Below are 22,759 nucleotides of genomic sequence, written 5' to 3' on the forward strand. Positions count from 1 at the left end.
TGATCAGCCCTTTTAGTCCACAAAATGACAATCAGTATCCTGAATGATATTCAGCCACTCATACGACTCAACATATAGTAGATAACGACTCCCGCAACCACTAGTCCACCACCAAAACGGCGCAACGTGTTGTCGGGAAGCTGAGTTAAAGCGGCAATCATTCGGCGCCACATACGCGGATAAAGCACTGGCCCGAGTCCTTCGAGCACTAAAACTAACGCTAATGCCATCCAGATAGTCGAATTCATATTTCCCTCAAACACCAATAAAAAAAGAGCCGGTTAGACCGGCTCTTGTATCACTCGCGAAGATTAACGTGAACTGTTCGCTGGTGTTTTCATGTAACGGAAGAAATCGCTATCCGGGCTTAACACCATCACGTCCTGGCCAGACTGGAAGCTTGATTCGTAAGCACGCAGACTACGAATAAAGGCATAGAAGTCTGGATCCTGGCTGAATGCGTCAGCAAACAGTTTGGCAGCTTCAGCATCACCTTCACCACGGCTAATACGGCCCTGACGCTCAGCTTCTGCCAAAGTACGAGTGACCTCGTAGTCGGCAGTAGCACGCAGCTTCTCAGCTTCTTCCTGACCTTGTGAACGGTGACGACGAGCAACAGCTTCACGCTCTGCACGCATACGGTTGTAGATGGCTTCAGAAACTTCTGCTGGCAGGTTGATCTGCTTAATACGCACATCGACCACTTCGATACCCAGCGCCGCCATACTGTTCGGGTTCACCACTGGCACTTTACCATTGGTTTCCTTGGTCACACGTGCAGCAGCCGAGGCAATGGCATCGTCCGCAGCCGGTGTTGACACTTCATCGTCAGCACCCGCAGTACCAGAGTTCAGTGCATCACGTACATCCAGAGTCAGACGGCCACGAGAATCAGTCACGATGTCTTTCACATCAAGACGACCAATTTCAGAACGCAGACGATCACTGAATTTACGTTTTAACAGCACTTCTGCCTGAGAAACATCACCACCACCGGTTGCTAGGTAGTAACGGCTGAAATCGCTGATACGCCATTTGATATAAGAATCAACGATCAGGTCTTTTTTCTCTTTGGTAACAAAACGATCGGCCTGGTTGTCCATGGTCTGAATACGCGCATCAAGCGTTTTTACCGACTCGATAAACGGTACTTTGAAATGCAGACCTGGCTCATAGACCACGGGTTTGTTTTCATCGTCACGCAACACTTTACCGAAGCGTAACGTAATCCCGCGCTCGCCTTCCTGTACCACGAAGACCGAGGTAAACAGCACTACCAGCACGATGATAATTAAAGCAATGACTGACTTACGCATCGTTATTCACTCCCTACGCGCTGGTTATCAGTGCGCTGTGCATCGGCACGGCGCTGATCCATGATATCGCCCCGACTTGATGAGGACTGTGTGCTGGCGCTACCGCTGCTAGAGCTGGATGCCGGCGGCAGGCGTAACAAGTTGTTTGCCGCACTGGTGTCACTCTTTGCTGCAGGTTGTGAGCCACCTTTCAGCATCTGATCCAGAGGCAGAACCATCAGGTTACCACCTTTGTCGTTAACCAGAACTTTACGGGTATGGCTAAGCACTTTTTCCATGGTTTCGATATACAGACGCTCACGGGTAATTTCCGGTGCGGCTTTATATTCCGGCAACATCTTGGCAAAGCGAGCAACTTCACCCTGCGCTTCTAACACGGTCTGTGTTTTATAAGCACGAGCTTCTTCAAGAATACGTTGCGCCTGACCATTAGCACGTGGCTGAACTTCGTTGGTATAGGCTTCTGCTTCACGGATATATTGCTGTTCGTTTTCACGTGCGGAAATCGCATCATCAAACGCAGCTTTCACCTCTTCCGGCGGGCGAGCAGCCTGGAAGTTGACGTCCAGCAAGGTGATACCCATGTTGTATGGACGAATGGTTTCTTCCAGCTCGCGCTGAGTATCATTACGAATGATGGTACGACCCTCGGTGAGGATCTTATCCATGGTGTATTTACCAATTACACCACGCAGTGCGCTGTCGGTAGCCTGTCGCAGGCTGTCGTCTGCGCTGGTTACGCTGTACAGATAGTTGCGTGGATCGGTCACACGGTACTGGACGTTCATTTCGACACGAACCACGTTCTCATCGGACGTCAGCATCACACCAGAAGCCGCCAATTCGCGGACTGCTTCAACGTTGACTGCTGTGACTTTGTCAATAAAGGTCGGTTTCCAGTTCAGGCCCGGCTCAACCAAATGGCTGAATTGACCAAAACGCGTCACAACACCACGTTCAGCTTCTTTAATGGTATAGAACCCAGTTGCAGCCCAAATCACCACGGCTACAGCAGCAACGATGCCGACCATACGGCCACCGACGTGAGGACGCGGAAGTTGTGAAGAACCACCACCGGTACCACCACCACCGCTTTTACCGCCACCGAGGCCGCCGAGTTTTTTGCTTAATTTCCGGAAGATATCATCCAGATCAGGAGGCCCCTGATCCCGCCCTCCTTTCTTCTCCCCAGAGTCGCCGCCAGGTTTGCTGCTTCCCCACGGGTCGCGGTCCTGTCCGTTATTACCGGGCTGATTCCACGCCATGTTTATGCTCCATATTTGTTGTGCGGTGATATCCCCCGAAGGGGAAAAAGTCTTCAGGACATTCCCTTGACTGGCTAGACAATATAGTCAGCGAGTGCCGGTTCTTGTTTACAGAGGCGACGCCAGTCAACAATAGGCATACGAATTTGTAAGCCAACACTGCCGTCCTCCTCCATCCACTCTTTTTCTATTGCCTGAAGCTGATAAAAACGGCTTCGCAGTCGCCCAGCCTGGGGGGGCAAGCACAACGTATGTTGTGCAATTTCACCAGATAAACGCTCAGTCAAAGCCTGGAAAAGCAGTGGAACGCCGTCACCGGTCTGGGCAGAAAGCCAGACCCGTATCGGCATATTTTCATCATCTCGGTCGATACGCGGAACAAAGTCATCCAACATATCTATTTTATTCATCACTAGCAGCGTAGGAATTTCATTGGCCTCAATCTCTTCGAGAACGGTATCAACCGCGGCTATGTTTTCCTGGATCCTGAGGTCACTTGCATCAATGACATGTAATAACAATGTCGCCTGACGCGTTTCCTGCAAGGTCGCTTTAAAGGCAGCCACTAAGTCATGTGGCAGATGACGAATAAAACCTACTGTATCTGCCAGAATGGTTTCGCCAACATCCACCACGTCAATACGACGCAATGTTGGATCCAGAGTGGCAAATAACTGATCTGCGGCATACACGTCTGCCGCTGTTATTTGGTTAAACAGGGTGGATTTACCGGCGTTGGTGTAGCCCACCAGAGAAACGGTTGGAACGTCAGCCTTGGCACGCGATCTTCGCCCTTGTTCACGCTGTTTTTCGACTCGTTCTAAGCGACCAAGGATCTGCATTATCCGATTGCGCAGCAAGCGGCGGTCGGTTTCGAGCTGAGTTTCCCCAGGACCTCGTGAACCTATCCCCCCTCCCTGACGCTCAAGGTGGGTCCAGCCGCGCACAAGGCGAGTTGCCATATGACGTAACTGAGCCAGTTCAACCTGCAACTTACCTTCATGGGTACGTGCACGTTGGGCAAAAATATCTAATATCAGGCCGGTTCTGTCGACGACACGACATTCACACAGCGCTTCGAGGTTACGCTCCTGAGCTGGAGACAACGCATGATCAAACAAAATGACCGATGCCCCAGTGGCTTTCACTGCATCGGCAATTTCACTTGCCTTACCTTCACCAACAAAATACTTCGGGTGAGGAGCTTTACGGCTACCAGTAACGACTTCTAACGCTTCGACTCCAGCTGAAGAGACCAGGGATTCAAACTCATCCAGATCTTCTTTATTTTTGTCTTGCGTAAAATAGATGTGTACCAGCACCGCCTGCTCACCGGCATCATAACGGTCAAACAAGCGTATAACCTCTTAAAAAAGACCAGCGGGGAACCCAGCATCCCTGGTTCCCCGGCTTGGAAAAACAACGTTAGCCTTATTCGGCGTCTTCGTTGTCTTGTTGTGGCGCAGAACCTTGCGCACTTCCACCATGGTGGTAGCTGCCAGAACCGCTAGTACCGGTGTTATTGCTGTGATGAGATACCGGACGAGACGGAACAACAGTTGAAATCGCGTGCTTATAGACCATCTGGCTAACCGTGTTTTTCAACAGGATCACAAACTGATCAAAAGACTCAATCTGACCTTGCAGCTTAATACCATTCACCAAATAAATAGAAACTGGAACACGTTCGCGACGCAGTGCGTTCAAGAACGGATCTTGTAATGATTGCCCCTTAGCCATTCTATCTTTTCCTTATATGCTTGTTGTTTGTAACTCAAGAACCCTGAGGCTCTGAAAAACTGCGTAAGATACTGCGCACCATAACGATTCAATTGTACACATTCATTGATGCTTCGCACTAACTACCTGTACTACTTCGTTGTAAGACTGAGACGGATTATCACTGTCTAACCAGTGAACCCCTTCCCAACCTCGCAACCAGGTCATCTGTCGCTTAGCCAATTGTCTCGTCGCGCAAATACCACGATAAACCATTTCATCATGTGAAATTTCACCCGCCAGATAAGACCACATCTGCCGGTAACCCACACAACGAATGGAAGGCATGTCCGTATGCAAATCACCACGGGCAAAAAGAGCCCGCACTTCAGCTTCAAATCCCGAAGCTAACATCTGATGAAAACGCTGCTCAATTCTTTGATGGAGCAGTTCACGGCTCGCCGGGGCGATGGCGAACTGATGCACCTGGTAAGGCAGAGCTTCTCCTGACGTTTGTGTCAGTTCCGTTAAAGTTTTACCCGAAATGAAAAAAACTTCCAGTGCGCGGGAAAGCCTTTGTGGATCATTTGGATGAATACGTGCTGCGGCTACCGGATCAACCAGTGCCAGCTCACGATGCAACGCATCCCATCCTTGCTCTGCCGCCTGTTTTTCTATCCGCTCCCTAACTTGTGGATCGGCGGATGGCAACGGCGATAAACCTTCTAACAATGCCTTGAAGTAGAGCATCGTTCCCCCTACTAACAAGGGGATACGTCCGCTCGCGGTAATTTCCGCCATTTCAGCCAGCGCATCACGCCGGAAATCTGCGGCGGAATAAGACAGTGCCGGATCGAGAATATCCATTAACCGATGCGGAGCCTGGGCTTGTTCATCTGCCGTTGGCTTCGCTGTACCAATGTCCATCCCTTGATAGATAAGGGCCGAATCGACGCTTATCAACTCTACCGGCAACGTTTTACGCAAATTAATGGCTAACGCTGTCTTACCTGAGGCCGTCGGCCCCATCAGAAAAATTGCCTGTGGCAGGTTTTGCTTAACTTCAGTCATGTTTCAGGGCGTTCATCGCCAATTGTAAATCAACAGGTTGTAACAAACCGCCAGGTGGTGATTTCACCAGCTGCGGACAAAGGCGCTCCACATCAGCGAGCAGGGCAATAGCCTGCGCCTGGTTCCATTGCTCATGAGAGCCGTCCATTTGACGAGCAAACCATTGAGCAATCTGTGTTGCGTTAACCTCTGTCTGTTGCGCCAGGTATCCTGGCAGTTCGTGAATCAAGATTTGTAAATTTTGTTTACGCAAAGGTAAAGGTACCGTGCGAATTGTTATTTGACGCGACTCCACAACAAATTCGATGCCCATTTCCAGCAAAAGCGGCTGATTTTTCACCAAAACGTCCTGCTCTTCTTTGGTGACTTTTAAACGAACAGGGATCAGTAATGGTTGAGCTCGCGCACCTTCACTACCAGGTACGAGCTGTGCCATTCTCAACCAGCGTGCAGCGACGCTCAGTGAGAGCAGCATCAATTTGCCATCGCGTTCCAATAGTGCGACATCCGGTGCAAGAACCGTCAGCACGCGGCCAAAACTCTGCGCATGTGCATCTAACACGTCGAATACATCAGGCTCAGCAACACGATTTTCCACCGCAGGTGCAGGCGTATTCAGTAATTCGCGGTACAACGCACCTTCTTTCTTTTGAAAACCCGGTGCCGCATGGGGCCACAACGGTGCACTTTTATTCGCGCTACCGCTACTGTCCCCAGTGAAATTTTGCCCAGAACTGCGTGGTGCAGTTTCACGATATGACGCTTCGCGATGTGCCGTCGCAGGGGTCGGCGTCGCAAATTGATTACGCCCCGACGCCACGCGGTTTTCGGGTTCCCAACGCGGCTGCGGATCTTCAGCTGACTCTTCCAGCGGCAGACGATTTTCGCTCTGCTGCTGTAAGACGCTCAGCACTCCCTGGTAGATAAAATCATGCACCAGGCGCGACTGATGAAAACGAACTTCATGCTTAGCCGGATGCACATTCACATCCACTTGATGGGGGTCAATTTCAAGATATAGCACAAACGCGGGTTGCTGAAGGGCACCAAGTTTATCTTCACAGGCCTGGCGAATCGCATGGTTGATCAGGCGATCGCGCATCATACGTCCGTTCACATAGCAGTATTGGATTTCAGCTAGTGCAGGCGTCGTCGCTGACGGTTCAGCCACCCAGCCTCGCAACGCCAAATCGCCATGCTGCCATTCGATGGCCAACGCGTGTTCGAGGAACGCGGTGCCACAAATCGCCCCAAGGCGTCGCTCACGTGGTGCGCCTTCCGCGACTGCACGATATTGGCGTATCACTTTGCCGTTATGCGTTAGATTGATCGATACATCAAACCGCGCCAGCGCAATACGTCTGACGATCTCATCAATGTGGTTAAATTCGGTTTTCTCGGTTCGCATAAATTTGCGACGTGCTGGCGTGTTGTAGAACAGGTCCAGCACCTCGAGCGTTGTTCCAACCGGATGCGCGGCGGGTTTCACCGTCACATCTTGCTCGCGCCCTTCGGCATAGGCCTGCCACGCCTCGCTTTGTTCAGCGGTTCGTGACGTTAACGTTAACCGTGCAACCGAGCTAATACTCGCTAACGCTTCGCCACGAAAACCGAGACTAATAATGGCCTCAAGGTCATCAAGTGTGGCGATTTTACTGGTGGCATGACGAGCCAGCGCCAGTGCCAGCTCGTCTTTTTTAATACCGCAACCATTGTCACGGATGCGAATAAGCTTGGCGCCACCGCGTTCGATATCAATATCAATCCGCGTCGCGCCTGCATCAAGACTGTTCTCAACCAACTCTTTCACCACCGACGCGGGGCGCTCTACCACTTCGCCAGCAGCAATCTGGTTGGCAAGTTGCGGCGGCAAAACCTGAATCGGCATGAAATATCCTTATTGAGTAATCGCGACCTGATCAATACCCACGCCAGAGCGTGCGGTCTGAGAAGATTCAGGGGCAGATTGTAACGGATGCGTCTGGAAATAATCCCTTAACCCTTGATAAATAGCCTGGGCAATTTTTTGCTGATAGTCATCGCTATCCAGCAGGCGCTCTTCCGAGTTATTACTGATAAAGCCGGTTTCCACCAGCACAGAAGGAATATCAGGGGAACGCAATACCCCGAGGCTCGCATGTTCAGGACGACGTTTATGTAACGATCCTACTCGCTGCATCTGCGACAGAACTTTGGTTGCCACATCATACCCGACACGCTGCGAATGGCCGAATTGCAAATCCAGTACCGCCTGGCTGAGATAAGGGTCAGCCTGGCTGTTGGCCAGTACGTCACCCGCACCGCCGAGTAGCTCAGATTGTTTTTCGTGTTGCTCGAGCCAACCCGCCATTTCGCTATTCGCACGCCGATTTGATAGCACCCAGACTGAAGCCCCGGTTGCATCACGATTAGGTGCGGCATCAGCATGAATCGAAACCAGAATATTGGCGTTCTGCTTACGAGCGACATCCGAGCGCCCCATTACCGAAATGAAATAGTCTCCGTCGCGGGTCAGCACGCCTTTAAACATAGGGTCGTCATTAAGCAGTGAGCGAAGTTTACGCGCAATCGAGATGGTGACGTTTTTCTCTTTGGTGCCACCTGGCCCAATTGCGCCTGGATCTTGACCACCATGCCCGGCATCAATAGCGACGACGACAGCATCGGATTGGGTGCTGACACGCTTCGTGTGTTCTGTACGTGCGGGGTGCATCGCAGTATTCGAACTTATTGCGCCAGTAACGGTTTGTGAATTAAAGGGATTTTTTGCTGGTTCCGTTGAGCGGGTAACCGCTGGCACTTCAACGCGTTTGGCCACGACTGGCGGCGGAGGTGGCGGTGGAGGAACATCAGCATTGATGGTGAACACTACCGTGTAATTAGCACCATTTTGCTGTTTCACGGCGCGCGTTTTGCCCGCCTCGGTGAGATCAACAACAAGACGCAGGGAATCGCTATCTTTCGGTTGCCCCGAACGGATGCTTTTCACCAGGTTATTGCCACTGAATAGCAATGGCAGACCTTTGATCACGCCGGTTTGTTTGATGTCCAGAGCAACGCTTTTCTTATCATCCTGAGAAAATGCATATTCAGGGTCGCCAATAAAACTGAAAGTGATTCTGGCCTGAGAATCACCGTTTGATACCTGAATATCTGCCAAATTTGCGGCACTGACCTGTGAAGTCAACACCAGTAAACACACAGCCATCAACCAACTTTTTACGCGATAGATCATCCCGTCATCCTTGTTATTTGGCTAACCGCGCCAGTAACGACTCACCAGATGAGGAAACTGCTTTCAGACACGCTTCGCGCCCGTCAGCCTGGTAACTTAGGTGGATTTCGACATCCGGTTCTGGAAGCACACCCTGACCTTTTTGCGGCCACTCCACCAGACTGATAGCGTCATTAGTGAAATAGTCACGAATTCCCATAAACTCGAGTTCTTCTGGATCGGCAAGTCGGTAAAGATCAAAGTGATACACCATTAATTCGCCGAGCGTGTAAGGCTCCACCAATGTATATGTTGGGCTTTTAACGTTCCCTTTATGGCCTAGCGCTTGCACAAAACCGCGGCTGAATGTGGTTTTCCCCGCGCCCAGGTCACCATACAAATGAATGACGGTAGCACCGACACAGGCTTTAGCCAGACAGGCGCCTAACGCTAATGTCGCGTCTTCATCAGGTAATGCGATAACTCGATTAATCATTTTCTTTGCTATTCAAATCCGGGTTAACAAAAGGGTACAGCATCGTTAATAAGTCGCTTGCTAACATGCCACGAGTACCGTAGCGATGGGCCAACATGTCAGCTGCGGCTCCATGAGCAACGCATCCAGCGCAAGCTGCATCATACGGGGTTAGCTTCTGTGCCAGCAATGCTCCGATAATTCCGGATAGCACATCCCCCATTCCACCGCTGCCCATGCCAGCATTGCCCACATCAATGATTGCGCATTCACCGTGTTGGCTGGCAACAACCGTACCGGCACCTTTTAAGACCACAATTCCGCCATAACGTTTTACCAGACGGTCAGCTGAAAGTAAGCGGTCACTCTCAATTTGAGATATTGGGCAATTTAATAACCGGGCAGCTTCGCCAGGATGCGGCGTAATCACGCGATTCTGACGTTTATCGGGATTGATTGCCAGAAGGTTCAACGCATCGGCATCCCAGAGCATCGGTTTGCGGCTGTTCTCTACTTTTTGCAGGGCTTTTTTTCCCCATTCTTGCAGCCCTAAACCGGGCCCAATTATCACAACATCAGCCCATTCAAGGCATTCATCCAATGAATGTGGTGTGAGCTCCAGGACCATTAATTCAGGTCGAGCGGTCAGTAAAGGGGCTATGTTCTCAGAGCGAGTCAGCACCTTGACCAAGCCTGCTCCTGCACGCAATGCGGCTTCACCGGTCATGCGAATCGCTCCCGCAGTGCCGTGATCGCCACCAATAATCACCAGGCGCCCGTTACTACCTTTGTGCGATGTCGGTTTTCTTGGGTGCAGCCAGCCGGATAATTGTGCGCTATCCACGCGAGATATTGGCGCGGTCTGCCCTATCAACCACTCTTCAAGACCGAGCGCATTGAAATGCAGCGTTCCCACGACATCACGCGCTTTTCCCGTCAGTAAACCGGGTTTGAGGGCAATAAACGTAAGGGTATGAGACGCGTGTATTACCGCACCGGGTGTTTCGCCTGTTTCTGCAAGCAAACCGGAAGGAATATCAAGCGCTATGACGGGCGCTGAACACTGATTACACTTTTCGATAAGCTGTGCGGCAGCTTCGCGCGGAGCGCTATTCAGACCGATTCCCATCATGCCATCAATCACAAGGTCGATATCATCAGCCCAGAGATATTCCGCTGTATGTATGACGCCCGCGGCATTCAGCCAGGCTTCCCGTGCAGTGGCGGCTTCTTCTGGCAATAATTTATCACTGTCCAGCGCCAACAATGTCACACGGAGCCCGGCAGCCTGAGCAAGGCGAGCCACCACGTATCCATCACCACCGTTATTCCCATACCCGCATACCACTAGCCAATGTTGACTCTGAGGATAGAGCTCGCGAGCCAGATTAAACGCCGCCGCACCCGCTCGCTGCATCAATTCATACAGTGTTAATCCTAAGTCATCTGCTGCCTGCTTTTCCGCTGTACGTAGCCAGTCTGCTGACCAGACTGAGTGTGGTATACTTTTAGCGGTTATTTTTAGGCTCAGGTCCGTCATGTCACAGCCCCTCGATCTCAATCAATTAGCGCAAAATATTAAACAGTGGGGAATCGAACTCGGCTTCCAGCAAGTGGGGATATCCGATACCGATCTCACCGCCAGTGAGCCCGCGCTTCAGTTGTGGCTGGATAAACAATACCACGGCGAGATGGACTGGATGGCTCGTCACGGCATGATGCGTGCCCGGCCTCACGAATTGCTCCCCGGCACATTACGTGTGATTAGCGTGAGGATGAACTATCTTCCCGCTAATGCTGCGTTTGCATCGACGCTCAAAAACCCCAAAATCGGCTATATCAGCCGTTATGCCCTGGGACGCGACTACCACAAACTTCTGCGTAATCGGCTCAAAAAACTGGGTGAAATGATCCAGTCACACTGTTCCACGCTGAATTTTAGACCTTTTGTGGATTCAGCGCCGCTTCTTGAGCGCCCTCTGGCTGAAAAGGCCGGTTTGGGTTGGACAGGTAAGCACTCACTTATCCTCAATCAAGAAGCAGGCTCGTTCTTTTTCCTGGGTGAATTGTTGGTCGACATTCCTCTTCCTGTTGATGAAGCCATCGAGGAAAAGTGCGGGCGCTGCGTGGCCTGCATGACAATTTGCCCTACCGGCGCAATTGTTGAGCCTTACACCGTGGACGCCAGGCGTTGTATCTCTTACCTGACCATTGAACTGGAAGGGGCAATTCCTGAAGAGTTCAGACCGTTAATAGGTAACCGCATCTATGGTTGTGACGATTGCCAGCTGATTTGCCCGTGGAACCGTTTTTCGCAATTAACCGTAGAAGACGATTTTAGCCCGCGCCGCGCGTTGCATGCACCGCCACTCATTGAACTATTTGGCTGGAGTGAAGATTACTTCCTCCGCGTGACGGAAGGTTCAGCGATTCGACGGATTGGACATTTGCGCTGGCTGCGAAATATTGCTGTGGCGATGGGCAATGCCCCCTGGGATGAAACAATTTTGGAAGCGTTACAACAGCGAAAAGGTGAGCACCCACTTCTTGATGAACACATTGACTGGGCGATTGCGCAACAATTAACCAAGCGAAGCGCGGATGCTACGGAAGTCCAGCTACCGCAAAAACAGCGCCTGGTCCGCGTCATTGAAAAGGGGTTAAAACGTGATGCGTGACATGTCCACAGGATGTGAATAAAAATTAGAACACCTTATGGCGTAAAAAGAAAAAAAACGTCAAGCGATAGAGTTAACATTTCTAAATATTTAAAACATGATAAAAATCAATAGATTAAAATAATCATGTAAAAGTTAAGAAATAATTAGCAATCTAAGAGAAAGGAAGCGAGCTGTGGATAACTCTGTTTACAACAATTTATCAGGAACGTAAAAACCACCACCGACGCTGCTTAGCGTTGTGGATAATTTGTACTGGAGATAAGAATTTGGAGCGGGAAACGAGACTCGAACTCGCGACCCCGACCTTGGCAAGGTCGTGCTCTACCAACTGAGCTATTCCCGCTTGGGTGGTGCTGGCTTTTAAAAGCCAAATCAAATTTTGGAGCGGGAAACGAGACTCGAACTCGCGACCCCGACCTTGGCAAGGTCGTGCTCTACCAACTGAGCTATTCCCGCATATTCTTCGTCTTTTAAGCTGATGCTTAAAAGCCATCGAATTTGGTGGTACTGCTGTAATCAAATTTGGAGCGGGAAACGAGACTCGAACTCGCGACCCCGACCTTGGCAAGGTCGTGCTCTACCAACTGAGCTATTCCCGCTCTGTGTAACGCTGCAAATTCTGCATCGGTACGGGAGGCGCATTATACGAGAAATCGTTTTAGTCGCAAGCCCCTCAAACCACTTTTTTCAAAAATTATGTTCAAGTGATGATTAAACCAACAAGATGATTACTTTATCAACGAAGGAGGCATTTTGCCTCCTTCATAAGCTTTAAAGCTTAATAAAATTCTCACGGTAGAATGCTAACTCTGCCACTGACTCGCGAATATCGTCCATTGCCTGATGAGTACCCTGCTTTTTGAAATCAGCCAAAATTTCAGGTTTCCAACGACGAGCCAGCTCTTTAAGCGTGCTGACATCCAGATAACGGTAGTGGAAGTACGCTTCCAGCTCAGGCATGTACTTAAACAGGAAACGGCGATCCTGGCCGATGCTATTACCACAAATTGGTGAGCTATTTGCCGGAACCCACTGTTTCAGGAACTCAAGCGTTGCCAGTTCCGCCGCACGGTCATCCATTGTGCTGGATTTAACACGCTCAACCAGGCCGCTGCCGGTATGGGTACGCACATTCCAGTCATCCATCAGCGCCAACTGTTCATCAGACTGATGAACCGCGATAGTTGGCCCTTCGGCGAGGATATTCAAATTGGCATCAGTAACCAGAGTGGCAATTTCAATTATGCGATCCCGTTCGGGGTCCAGGCCGGTCATTTCTAAATCAATCCAAATGAGATTGTTTTCATTTCCACTCATGCTATTTTCCACCCTTCTTGTGCGTAGCCCACCTTTGTCGATGGGTTAATTCGTATAAAATAGTGTGTATCATAGAGGTTTTGCCCATCACGGGCGACCAGGAGCCAGTAAGATTGAGCAAAAATAAACTCTCCAAAGGACAGCAGCGCCGGGTTAGTGCAAACCACCAGCGTCGGCTTAAACAGACTGTGGAGAAAGCCGATCCTGACGACTCTCAGTTTGGCGAGCCGCGCGATGGTCGCGTAATCAGCCGCTTCGGCCAACATGCCGATGTTGAATCTCCCGGTGGTGATATTCACCGCTGCAATATTCGTCGTACCATCCGTTCGCTGGTAACCGGCGATAACGTGGTCTGGCGTCCAGCGAAAGAAGCTGCGACAGGCGTCACCATCAAAGGCATCGTTGATGCAGTACACGAACGCAAAACTGTTCTGACACGCCCTGATTTCTATGACGGCGTAAAACCGATTGCCGCCAACATCGACCAAATCATCGTTGTTTCCGCAATCTTGCCTGAGCTGTCACTGAATATTATTGACCGTTATCTGGTCGCGTGCGAAACCCTCGACGTTGAACCGTTGCTGGTGCTGAACAAAACCGATCTGCTCGACGAAGAAGGCCTGAAGTTCGTCAACGAACAAATGGATATCTACCGCAAAATCGGTTACCGCGTACTGATGGTTTCCAGCCACAAAGTAGAAGGCTTGAAAGAGTTGGAAGAAGCGCTGATCGGGCGCGTCAGTATTTTTGCCGGGCAATCGGGCGTGGGTAAATCCAGCCTGCTGAATAACCTGCTTGGTTTTAAAGAAGTCCAGATTCTGGTCAATGACGTTTCTGACAACTCAGGTTTGGGTCAGCACACCACGACCGCTTCGCGTCTGTATCATTTCCCAGGCGGCGGCGATGTCATCGACTCCCCAGGCGTGCGTGAATTTGGCTTGTGGCACTTAGAGCCGGACCAGGTGACCCATGGATTCACTGAATTCCATGACTATTTAGGCCGTTGCAAATACCGTGACTGCAGCCACACCAACGACCCAGGCTGCGCACTGCGCGAGGCCGTGGAACGTGGGGAAATAGCCGAAACGCGTTTCGAAAACTACCATCGCATACTGGAAAGCATGTCCGAGGTAAAATCGCGTAAAACCTTTTCCGATACTGACCGCTGACAATTAAGCTGGGCATCGCTAGAATCGCGCTCCATTTTTCTTTTTGTGTACGCATATATCTCTATGCCCAATGTATTTCGAGTTGCAGGAAGGCGGCAAGAGAACGAGGCCCGATGAGCTTACATAAGTAAGTGATTCGGGTGAGCGAACGTAGCCAACACGCCTGCGGCTTGAAAGACGACGGGCATTAGCCAGGAGGCTATCTTGTTAGACAAATTTAAACTTTCACTCCAATACATTCTGCCTAAACTTTGGCTAACTCGCCTGGCAGGCTGGGGTGCAAGCAAACGAGCTGGCTGGTTGACCAAACTGGTTATCGACCTGTTCGTTAAATACTACAAAGTCGACATGAAGGAAGCACAGAAGCCGGACACCGCCAGCTATCGCACCTTCAATGAATTCTTCGTACGCCCGCTGCGTGACGATGTTCGTCCTGTGAATACCGACCCGAATGTGCTGGTGATGCCAGCAGACGGCGTTATCAGCCAGTTAGGTCCAATCGAAGAAGACAAAATCTTGCAGGCAAAAGGCCACAACTACAGCCTTGAAGCCCTGCTGGCGGGTAATTACTTAATGGCAGATTTGTTCCGTAACGGCAGCTTCGTTACGACGTATCTGTCACCTCGCGACTACCACCGCGTTCACATGCCGTGTAACGGTATTTTGCGCGAAATGATTTACGTGCCGGGCGACCTGTTCTCCGTGAACCATTTAACGGCGCAAAACGTACCGAATCTGTTTGCTCGTAACGAGCGCGTTATCTGCCTGTTCGACACCGAGTTTGGCCCGATGGCGCAGATTCTGGTGGGTGCCACCATTGTTGGCAGCATCGAAACCGTTTGGGCTGGGACGATCACTCCACCACGTGAAGGCGTGATTAAACGTTGGACATGGCCTGCGGGTGAAAGCGAAGGTTCTGTGGCCCTGTTAAAAGGCCAGGAAATGGGTCGCTTTAAACTGGGTTCGACGGTCATTAACTTGTTCGCCCCAGGTAAAGTGAATCTGGTCGAGCAGTTACAAAACCTGTCAGCCACGAAGATTGGTGAGCCGCTGGCTATTTCCACCGAATTCAGAAACGAACCAGAAGTGCCGGTGAGCGAAATCTCTGAAGTAGAAATTGCAGCGGAAACGGAAACCAGCCCACCACCAGAAAACAAGCCAGACGTTTAACTCGTTATCCTCAGCCCTCACAACGAGGGCTGTTTCACCTATAGGAACCGACGTGCCGTGCGCCTGATAATCACATTTCTGATCGGTTTGTGCCTTAGCTCACCGCTGTACGCCGCAACGGCCCCTGACGCCAAGCAAATCTCCCAGGAACTTGAACAAGCTAAGTCTGCAAAAGACAAACCTGGTAACGCTGAAATCGTGGAAGCGCTTCAGGCTGCCCTCAATTCGCTTGATGAACGCAAAGTCTCCCTGGAACGAGCCACTCAATATCAGCAAGTCATAGATAATTTCCCAAAGCTCTCTGACACCTTACGCCGACAGATCAACAACCTGAGCGATGAACCGCAAAAAGTGCCGGAAGGCTTGTCGACCGATGCGCTGAATCAGGAAATCCTGCAAGTAAGTAGCCAGTTGTTGGATAAAAGCCGCCTTGCGCAGCAAGAGCAGGAACGTACTCGCGAAATCACTGATTCGCTCAGCCAACTCCCGCAGCAGCAAACCGATGCACGCCGTCAGTTAAACGACGTTGAACGCCGGATTGGAACCCTGCCAGCCACCAGCACACCGTTAGCACAGGCGCAAAGTTTCTCTTTGCAGGCCGAATCTGTGCGCCTGAAAGCGCTAGTCGATGAACTGGAGCTGGCGCAACTGTCAGCCAGTAACCGCCAGGAACTCGCGCGCCTGAGGGCCGAACTGGCCCAAAAACAGAGCACACAGTTGGATGCTTATCTTCAGGCATTGCGTAATCAACTCAATAACCAGCGTCAGCGTGAAGCTGAAAAAGCCCTGGAAAGTACCGAATTGCTGGCAGAAAGCAGCGCAAACCTGCCCGCAGATATTGTTGAGCAGTTTAAAAATAACCGCGAATTGTCCCAGGCGCTGAACCAACAGGCTCAACGAATGGATTTGGTCGCGTCTCAACAGCGCCAGGCATCCAGCCAGACGTTGCAAGTTCGTCAGGCACTGAACACGCTACGCGAGCAGTCACAATGGCTTGGCGTTTCGAACGTTCTCGGTGAAGCATTACGTGCGCAGGTCGCTCGTTTGCCTGAAATGCCAAAACCCCAGCAGGTGGATACCGAGCTCGGCCAATTGCGCGTTCAACGCCTGCATTACGAAGACCTGCTAAACAAGCAGCAGCAATTACGCCAGATTCGGCAAGCAGATGGCAAAGAACTCACCAGCGAGCAAAATCGTATTCTGGAAGCGCAACTGCGTACCCAGCGCGAATTGCTCAATTCTCTGCTGCAAGGCGGCGATAACCTGATTCTCGAACTGACTAAACTGAAAGTGGCGAACAGCCAGCTTGAAGATGCGTTAAAAGAGGTGAATGAGGCGACCCACCGTTACCTGTTCTGGACCTCAGACGTCAGCCCGATAGGTATCACCTGGCCGGTTGAGATTGTGCAGGATTTGCGCCGTCTGGTGTCGATGGATACGTTCAGCCAACTCGGCAGCGCGACCATCATGATGCTCACCAGCAAGGAAACTCTGCTGCCGTTGTTCGGCGCATTAATCCTGGTGGGCTTCAGTATCAGCTCGCGCCGCCATTTCACGGCCTTCCTTGAACGCTCCAGTGCAAAGGTTGGTAAGGTCACTCAGGATCATTTCAGCTTAACGTTGCGGACGGTGTTCTGGTCAATTCTTGTGGCGCTGCCTTTGCCGGTGCTGTGGGCAACACTAGGGTTCGGGCTGCAAGCCGGCTGGCCGTACCCTCTCGCGGTGGCAATAGGTGATGGCGTGACAGCGACAGTTCCGCTGCTGTGGGCTGTGATGATTTGTGCGACGTTCGCCCGTCCGAATGGTTTGTTCATTGTGCATTTTGGCTGGCCACAGCACCGCGTGGCTCGCGCTATGCGCTACTACATGTTGAGTATCTGTCTGATAGTGCCGTTGATTATGGCATCGATCATGTTTGATAAACTTAACGACAGGGAGTTCTCAGACTCGCTTGGACGGCTTTGCTTTATTTTAATTTGCGGCGCGATGGCGCTCGTCACTCTAAGCCTGAAACGCGCCGGTATTCCGCTGTATCTGGATAAACAAGGCAATAGCGAAAACATTGCCAACACAATGTTGTGGAACCTGCTACTTGCGGCTCCATTACTTGCCATTCTGGCAGCGGCTGTCGGCTACCTGGCCACTGCGCAAGCGTTGCTCGCAAGGCTAGAAACATCCGTCGCCATCTGGTTCCTGTTGCTGGTTGTTTACCATATCTTCCGCCGTTGGATGCTTATCCAGCGCCGCCGTCTGGCATTTGATCGAGCCAAACATCGCCGTGCGGAAATCCTTGCTCAACGTGCCCGTGGCGAAGAAGAACCCGCACATGCCCACAGCACTGAAGGTTCGGCGGAAGCCATCGAGGAGCCGGAAATCGATCTGGATACCATCAGCGTACAATCCTTGCGTCTGGTGCGCTCGATTCTGATGTTGATTGCGCTGTTGTCGGTCATTGTATTGTGGTCAGAAATACACTCCGCCTTCGGCTTCCTTGAGAACATCACGTTGTGGGATGTGACCTCAACGGTACAAGGTGTGGAAAGCCTTGAGCCGATTACACTCGGCGCCGTGCTGATTGCTATTCTGGTGCTGATTATCACCATGCAGCTGGTTCGTAATCTGCCTGCGCTGCTCGAGCTTGCGCTGTTGCAGCATCTGGATTTAGCACCGGGCACAGGTTACGCCATTACCACCGTGACCAAATACCTGCTGTTGCTGGTCGGGACGTTGGTTGGCTTCTCAATGATTGGTATTGAGTGGTCGAAGTTGCAGTGGCTCGTCGCCGCTCTGGGTGTGGGTTTAGGTTTTGGTTTGCAGGAGATTTTCGCCAACTTTATCTCTGGCCTGATCATCCTGTTTGAAAAGCCGATTCGTATTGGCGATACCGTGACCATCCGCGATCTCACCGGTAGCGTCACCAAGATCAACACCCGAGCAACCACGATCAGTGACTGGGACCGCAAAGAGATAATCGTCCCTAACAAGGCTTTTATCACCGAGCAGTTCATCAACTGGTCACTGTCGGATTCGGTTACTCGTGTGGTGTTAACGGTCCCGGCACCTTCCGATGCTAACAGCGAAGAGGTAACGAAGGTGCTGTTGCAAGCGGCAGAGCGTTGTTCACTGGTGATTGATAACCCTGCGCCAGAAGCATTCCTGGTGGATTTACAGGCCGGTATTCAAATCTTTGAACTGCGTATTTACGCCGCAGAGATGAACCACCGAATGCCGCTGCGTCACGAGATTCATCAGCTGATTCTGCAAGGGTTCCGCGAACACGGTATCGAACTGCCGTTCCCTCCATTCCAGATGCGTCTGGATAGTTTGGGCGGGCAACGTAGTAGTAAGACGCTGACATCGTCAGGTAAAGCAGGCAGAACGCCGGGTAGTTTGTAAACGTTCCCCCTCATCCCGGCCTTCTCCCCAGGGAGAAGGAGAAAACCGTTCATCCTCTCTCTCAGGGAAGAAGGGGAATACTGTAAATCCCCTCTCCCTCAGGGAGAGGGCCAGGGTGAGGGTTGTTCTACGCCCGGTCTACCGGGAACGCCAACACATCAGCCAACCTTTCAGCCTTCAACGCCAGCATAATCAAACGATCCACACCTAATGCCACGCCTGAACAATCCGGTAATCCGGCTTTCAGCGCTTCCAGCAAATTCACATCTATTGGCTGTTGCGGTAAACCGCGAGCGGCACGTTTACGGTTATCCTGCTCGAAACGTTGTTGCTGTTCACGCGCGTCCGTTAATTCGTGGAAACCATTCGCCAGTTCAATACCTCGGAAATAAACCTCAAAGCGCTCGGCAACGCGGTGATCTTCGGTGCTGATCTGCGCCAGTGCGGCCTGGCTTGCCGGGAAGTGGTAGACAAACGTCGGCTTGTCTTTACCAATGTGTGGCTCTACACCCATGCTGAAAAGCAGTTGCAGCAAGGTGTCGCGGTCTTCTTCCTGATCGGCAATATTGCTCAAATCAAGTTTCGCTGCCGCTTCGCGCAGCTGGTTTTTGTCCGCAGAAAGCGGATCAATTTCCAGGTGACGCTGGAACGCTTGCTGATAAGAGAGAGTTTCAGCGGCATCAGTTTCCAGAACCAGTTGCAGCAAATCATCAACTTCGTTCATCAGACGATACATATCGTAGTGCGGGCGATACCACTCCAGCATAGTGAACTCTGGATTATGGTGACGTCCCATCTCTTCGTTACGGAAGCTGCGGCACAGCTGGAATACCGGGCCAATGCCCGCCGCCAGCAGGCGTTTCATGTGATATTCCGGGCTGGTCATCATGTACAAATTGACGCCCTGAGAGTGGCCTGGGCCAACAAAACGGGTTTCAAACGGGAACAGATTGATGTCAGTTACCGTAGCCTGGCTCATGCAGGGTGTTTCCACCTCCAGTACACCGCGGTCGGCAAAAAAACGCCGAATAACCGCCATGATCGCGGCGCGTTTCAACAGGTTGGGGATGGATGCGCTCGGCTGCCAGGTGGCCGTTTCGCTCATGAGGGAGTCTCCGTATTCAAACAAGGCGGAGAAGTCTACTCGCAACGCATTAGCGAGACAAATTTTGCGCAGTAATTTTTCATCGCCAGCCGCGCCGATCTGGCAGTACTAATTTGAATTTCGTGACGTAACCCATCACCAAAATTAATTAATTGCTGCACTGAACAGCAAAAAAATCGAACACGTCAAATTTCCATAGTAAGGCTACGGCTATAATCCGCTACCTACAAAGGAGCAGGGATACCCTTTCGCTATAGCTAGCGCCATATCGGTGAACTACCTTTGGTTAAATCAGCTAGGCGGAATAACTAAAATCTGGAGGAATGTCGTGCAAACCTTTCAAGCCGATCTCGCCATAATAGGCGCTGGCGGAGCGGGCTTACGAGCAGCCATTGCGGCAGCACAAGCCAATCCACAAGCCAAAATTGCTCTGATCTCCAAAGTCTACCCAATGCGTAGCCACACCGTGGCCGCCGAAGGGGGTTCTGCCGCCGTTGCGCAGGATCACGACAGCTTTGAATATCATTTTAATGACACCGTTGCCGGTGGAGACTGGTTGTGCGAGCAGGACGTGGTCGACTACTTCGTCCACCACTGCCCAACTGAAATGACACAGCTTGAGCAATGGGGTTGTCCGTGGAGTCGTCGTCCGGACGGTTCAGTCAACGTGCGTCGCTTTGGGGGCATGAAGATTGAGCGTACCTGGTTTGCCGCGGATAAAACCGGCTTCCACATGCTCCACACCCTGTTCCAGACCTCATTACAGTTCCCGCAAATCCAACGTTTTGACGAGCATTTCGTACTCGATATTCTGGTTGATGACGGGGCCGCGCGTGGCCTGGTCGCAATGAATATGATGGAAGGTACGCTGGTGCAGATCCGCGCGAATGCCGTGGTGATGGCAACCGGCGGTGCGGGTCGTGTTTACCGCTACAACACCAACGGCGGCATCGTAACCGGCGATGGTATGGGGATGGCGTTGAGCCACGGCGTACCGCTACGTGATATGGAATTCGTGCAATATCACCCAACCGGCCTGCCAGGTTCCGGCATTCTGATGACGGAAGGCTGCCGTGGTGAAGGCGGTATTCTGGTCAACAAAGATGGCTATCGCTATCTGCAAGATTACGGCATGGGGCCTGAAACTCCACTGGGCGAGCCAAAAAACAAATACATGGAACTCGGTCCGCGTGACAAAGTTTCTCAGGCTTTCTGGCACGAATGGCGCGCTGGCCGTACCGTTCCAACGCCACGTGGCGATGTGGTTTATCTCGACCTGCGTCACCTGGGTGAGAAAAAACTCCTCGAACGCCTGCCATTCATCTGCGAGCTGTCCAAAGCCTATGTCGGCGTAGATCCGGTAAAAGAGCCGATTCCGGTTCGTCCTACCGCGCACTACACCATGGGCGGTATCGAAACGGATAGCCAATGTGAAAGCCGTATCAAAGGGCTGTTTGCCGTTGGCGAATGCTCTTCAGTTGGCTTGCACGGGGCAAACCGTCTGGGTTCTAACTCCCTTGCTGAGCTGGTTGTATTTGGCCGTATGGCGGGTGAAAGTGCGATGCGACGTGCGAACGAAGCGCAACCTGCCAATGATGCTGCGCTGAATGCACAAGCCGCTGACGTAGAAACGCGTCTGAAGAAGTTGGTTAATCAGGAAGGTACTGAAAACTGGTCGAAGATCCGCGATGAAATGGGTCTGTCGATGGAAGAAGGTTGCGGTATTTATCGCACTCCAGAACTGATGCAGAAAACTATCGATAAGCTGGCTGAGCTGCAAGAGCGCTTCAAACGCGTGCGCATCACTGACACCTCCAGCGTGTTTAATACCGATTTGCTCTACACCATCGAGTTGGGCCACGGCCTGAATGTGGCGGAATGTATGGCGCACTCGGCGATGGCACGTAAAGAGTCTCGTGGGGCACACCAGCGCTTAGACGAAGGTTGTACCGAGCGTGATGACGTGAATTTCCTGAAACATACTCTCGCATTCCGTGACGCAAATGGAACCACGCGCCTGGAATACAGCGATGTGAAAATCACGACTTTGCCGCCGGCTAAACGCGTCTACGGTGCGGAAGCGGAAGCGGCCGATAAGAAGAAGGAGACGTCGAATGGCTGATGCGATGAAAACTCTGAAGATTGAAATTGTGCGCTACAACCCGGAAACGGATAGCAAGCCGCACAGCGAAATGTATGAAGTGCCTTATGACGAGCAAACCTCGTTGCTTGATGCGCTGGGCTATATCAAAGACAATTTGGCGCCAGACCTGACCTACCGCTGGTCATGCCGTATGGCTATCTGCGGCTCTTGCGGCATGATGGTCAACCGTGTGCCTAAACTGGCCTGTAAAACCTTCCTGCGTGAATACACACAGGGCATGAAAGTCGAAGCGCTGGGCAACTTCCCTATCGAGCGCGATTTGGTGGTCGACATGACCCACTTTATCGAAAGCCTGGAAGCCATTAAGCCGTACATCATTGGCAATCCGCGCACGCCAGATCAGGGGCCAAACACCCAGACGCCAGCACAGATGGCGAAATACCATCAGTTCTCCGGCTGCATCAACTGTGGCCTGTGCTACGCGGCTTGCCCTCAGTTTGGTTTGAATCCTGAGTTCATTGGCCCGGCGGCCATTACGCTTGCTCATCGTTACAACCTGGATAACCGCGACCATGGCAAGAAAGAGCGTATGGCGCAGTTAAACGGCCAGAACGGCGTCTGGAGCTGTACTTTCGTGGGCTACTGCTCCGAAGTTTGCCCGAAACACGTCGATCCGGCAGCGGCCATCCAGCAGGGTAAAGTCGAAAGTTCGAAAGACTTTTTGATTGCCACCCTGAAACCACGCTAAGGAGTGCGA

General features: G+C 51.6%; 18 protein-coding genes and 3 tRNA genes. 6 read left to right on the forward strand and 15 right to left on the reverse strand.

The features are described from left to right. Nucleotides 1-50: 50 nt before the first annotated feature. The 10 genes from OH773_RS19235 to nnr form a co-directional block, all read right to left on the reverse strand. Nucleotides 51-248, reverse strand: coding sequence for a DUF2065 domain-containing protein (locus OH773_RS19235; protein WP_183272542.1), 198 nt, complete (start codon nucleotides 246-248; stop codon nucleotides 51-53). 63 nt (nucleotides 249-311) lie between these two features. Beyond that, nucleotides 312-1,316 carry a protease modulator HflC gene (hflC, locus tag OH773_RS19240; protein WP_270141045.1) on the reverse strand — a complete coding sequence of 335 codons (1,005 nt, stop codon included), beginning with the start codon at nucleotides 1,314-1,316 and terminating at the stop codon, nucleotides 312-314. 2 nt (nucleotides 1,317-1,318) lie between these two features. Next, entirely contained in the window at nucleotides 1,319-2,581 is a 1,263-nt protein-coding gene (gene hflK / locus OH773_RS19245; RefSeq protein ID WP_183272540.1) for an FtsH protease activity modulator HflK, read from the reverse strand. A gap of 74 nt (nucleotides 2,582-2,655) precedes the next feature. Continuing rightward, nucleotides 2,656-3,936 (reverse strand): ribosome rescue GTPase HflX, encoded by a 1,281-nt coding sequence (hflX, locus tag OH773_RS19250; RefSeq protein WP_183272539.1) that lies wholly within the window; start codon nucleotides 3,934-3,936, stop codon nucleotides 2,656-2,658. A 76-nt stretch (nucleotides 3,937-4,012) separates the two neighbouring features. Continuing rightward, complete coding sequence (gene hfq, locus OH773_RS19255; RefSeq protein ID WP_034461169.1) at nucleotides 4,013-4,321, reverse strand: RNA chaperone Hfq; 309 nt, start codon at nucleotides 4,319-4,321, stop codon at nucleotides 4,013-4,015. Nucleotides 4,322-4,423: 102 nt separating this feature from the next. Continuing rightward, the gene (gene miaA / locus OH773_RS19260) at nucleotides 4,424-5,371 is read right to left on the reverse strand and encodes a tRNA (adenosine(37)-N6)-dimethylallyltransferase MiaA (protein ID WP_270141049.1); all 948 of its coding nucleotides are present in this window, start codon (nucleotides 5,369-5,371) and stop codon (nucleotides 4,424-4,426) included. After that, nucleotides 5,364-7,259, reverse strand: a complete 1,896-nt coding sequence (mutL, locus tag OH773_RS19265; RefSeq protein ID WP_270141051.1) for a DNA mismatch repair endonuclease MutL — start codon at nucleotides 7,257-7,259, stop codon at nucleotides 5,364-5,366. The genes miaA and mutL overlap by 8 nt, the downstream gene beginning before the upstream one ends. Nucleotides 7,260-7,268: 9 nt before the next feature. After that, on the reverse strand, nucleotides 7,269-8,606 hold the full coding sequence (gene amiB / locus OH773_RS19270) for an N-acetylmuramoyl-L-alanine amidase AmiB (protein WP_270141053.1): 1,338 nt from the start codon (nucleotides 8,604-8,606) through the stop codon (nucleotides 7,269-7,271). A 13-nt stretch (nucleotides 8,607-8,619) separates the two neighbouring features. Further along, a complete protein-coding gene (tsaE, locus tag OH773_RS19275; RefSeq protein ID WP_183272535.1) occupies nucleotides 8,620-9,081 on the reverse strand; it encodes a tRNA (adenosine(37)-N6)-threonylcarbamoyltransferase complex ATPase subunit type 1 TsaE in 462 nt (153 codons plus the stop codon). Beyond that, a complete protein-coding gene (gene nnr / locus OH773_RS19280) occupies nucleotides 9,074-10,600 on the reverse strand; it encodes a bifunctional ADP-dependent NAD(P)H-hydrate dehydratase/NAD(P)H-hydrate epimerase (protein ID WP_270141056.1) in 1,527 nt (508 codons plus the stop codon). Before nnr ends, tsaE begins: the two co-directional genes overlap by 8 nt. Between nnr and queG the strand changes: the two genes are divergently transcribed. After that, the gene (queG, locus tag OH773_RS19285; protein WP_270141058.1) at nucleotides 10,599-11,738 is read left to right on the forward strand and encodes a tRNA epoxyqueuosine(34) reductase QueG; all 1,140 of its coding nucleotides are present in this window, start codon (nucleotides 10,599-10,601) and stop codon (nucleotides 11,736-11,738) included. The genes nnr and queG overlap by 2 nt on opposite strands. Before the next feature lie 270 nt (nucleotides 11,739-12,008). On the opposite strand, the gene OH773_RS19290 is transcribed toward queG, so the two are convergent. The 4 genes from OH773_RS19290 to orn form a co-directional block, all read right to left on the reverse strand. Continuing rightward, a tRNA-Gly gene (locus tag OH773_RS19290) sits at nucleotides 12,009-12,084 on the reverse strand. 37 nt (nucleotides 12,085-12,121) lie between these two features. Continuing rightward, a tRNA-Gly gene (locus OH773_RS19295) sits at nucleotides 12,122-12,197 on the reverse strand. A gap of 67 nt (nucleotides 12,198-12,264) precedes the next feature. Next, nucleotides 12,265-12,340 (reverse strand) — tRNA-Gly (locus tag OH773_RS19300). Nucleotides 12,341-12,512: 172 nt separating this feature from the next. Beyond that, nucleotides 12,513-13,058 carry an oligoribonuclease gene (gene orn, locus OH773_RS19305; protein WP_270141060.1) on the reverse strand — a complete coding sequence of 182 codons (546 nt, stop codon included), beginning with the start codon at nucleotides 13,056-13,058 and terminating at the stop codon, nucleotides 12,513-12,515. A 113-nt stretch (nucleotides 13,059-13,171) separates the two neighbouring features. Here orn and rsgA point away from each other — a divergent pair, with 113 nt between their 5' ends. The 3 genes from rsgA to mscM all read left to right on the forward strand — a co-directional run bounded on the left by rsgA (nucleotide 13,172) and on the right by mscM (nucleotide 18,793). Beyond that, the gene (gene rsgA / locus OH773_RS19310) at nucleotides 13,172-14,227 is read left to right on the forward strand and encodes a small ribosomal subunit biogenesis GTPase RsgA (RefSeq protein WP_270141062.1); all 1,056 of its coding nucleotides are present in this window, start codon (nucleotides 13,172-13,174) and stop codon (nucleotides 14,225-14,227) included. A 204-nt stretch (nucleotides 14,228-14,431) separates the two neighbouring features. Further along, entirely contained in the window at nucleotides 14,432-15,397 is a 966-nt protein-coding gene (asd, locus tag OH773_RS19315) for an archaetidylserine decarboxylase (protein ID WP_270141064.1), read from the forward strand. Nucleotides 15,398-15,454: 57 nt separating this feature from the next. Beyond that, nucleotides 15,455-18,793, forward strand: coding sequence for a miniconductance mechanosensitive channel MscM (gene mscM / locus OH773_RS19320; protein ID WP_270141066.1), 3,339 nt, complete (start codon nucleotides 15,455-15,457; stop codon nucleotides 18,791-18,793). 127 nt (nucleotides 18,794-18,920) lie between these two features. Here mscM and epmA read toward each other — a convergent pair whose 3' ends face one another. Continuing rightward, nucleotides 18,921-19,898, reverse strand: a complete 978-nt coding sequence (gene epmA, locus OH773_RS19325; protein WP_270141068.1) for an elongation factor P--(R)-beta-lysine ligase — start codon at nucleotides 19,896-19,898, stop codon at nucleotides 18,921-18,923. A gap of 328 nt (nucleotides 19,899-20,226) precedes the next feature. Between epmA and frdA the strand changes: the two genes are divergently transcribed. Together frdA and OH773_RS19335 are read left to right on the forward strand one after the other, a co-directional pair. Further along, the gene (gene frdA / locus OH773_RS19330; protein ID WP_270141071.1) at nucleotides 20,227-22,020 is read left to right on the forward strand and encodes a fumarate reductase (quinol) flavoprotein subunit; all 1,794 of its coding nucleotides are present in this window, start codon (nucleotides 20,227-20,229) and stop codon (nucleotides 22,018-22,020) included. A 4-nt stretch (nucleotides 22,021-22,024) separates the two neighbouring features. After that, nucleotides 22,025-22,750 carry a succinate dehydrogenase/fumarate reductase iron-sulfur subunit gene (locus tag OH773_RS19335; protein WP_373925643.1) on the forward strand — a complete coding sequence of 242 codons (726 nt, stop codon included), beginning with the start codon at nucleotides 22,025-22,027 and terminating at the stop codon, nucleotides 22,748-22,750. Nucleotides 22,751-22,759: the final 9 nt, after the last annotated feature.

It is taken from the genome of Buttiauxella sp. WJP83 (genome assembly GCF_027594725.1).
Lineage (GTDB): Bacteria > Pseudomonadota > Gammaproteobacteria > Enterobacterales > Enterobacteriaceae > Buttiauxella > Buttiauxella selenatireducens.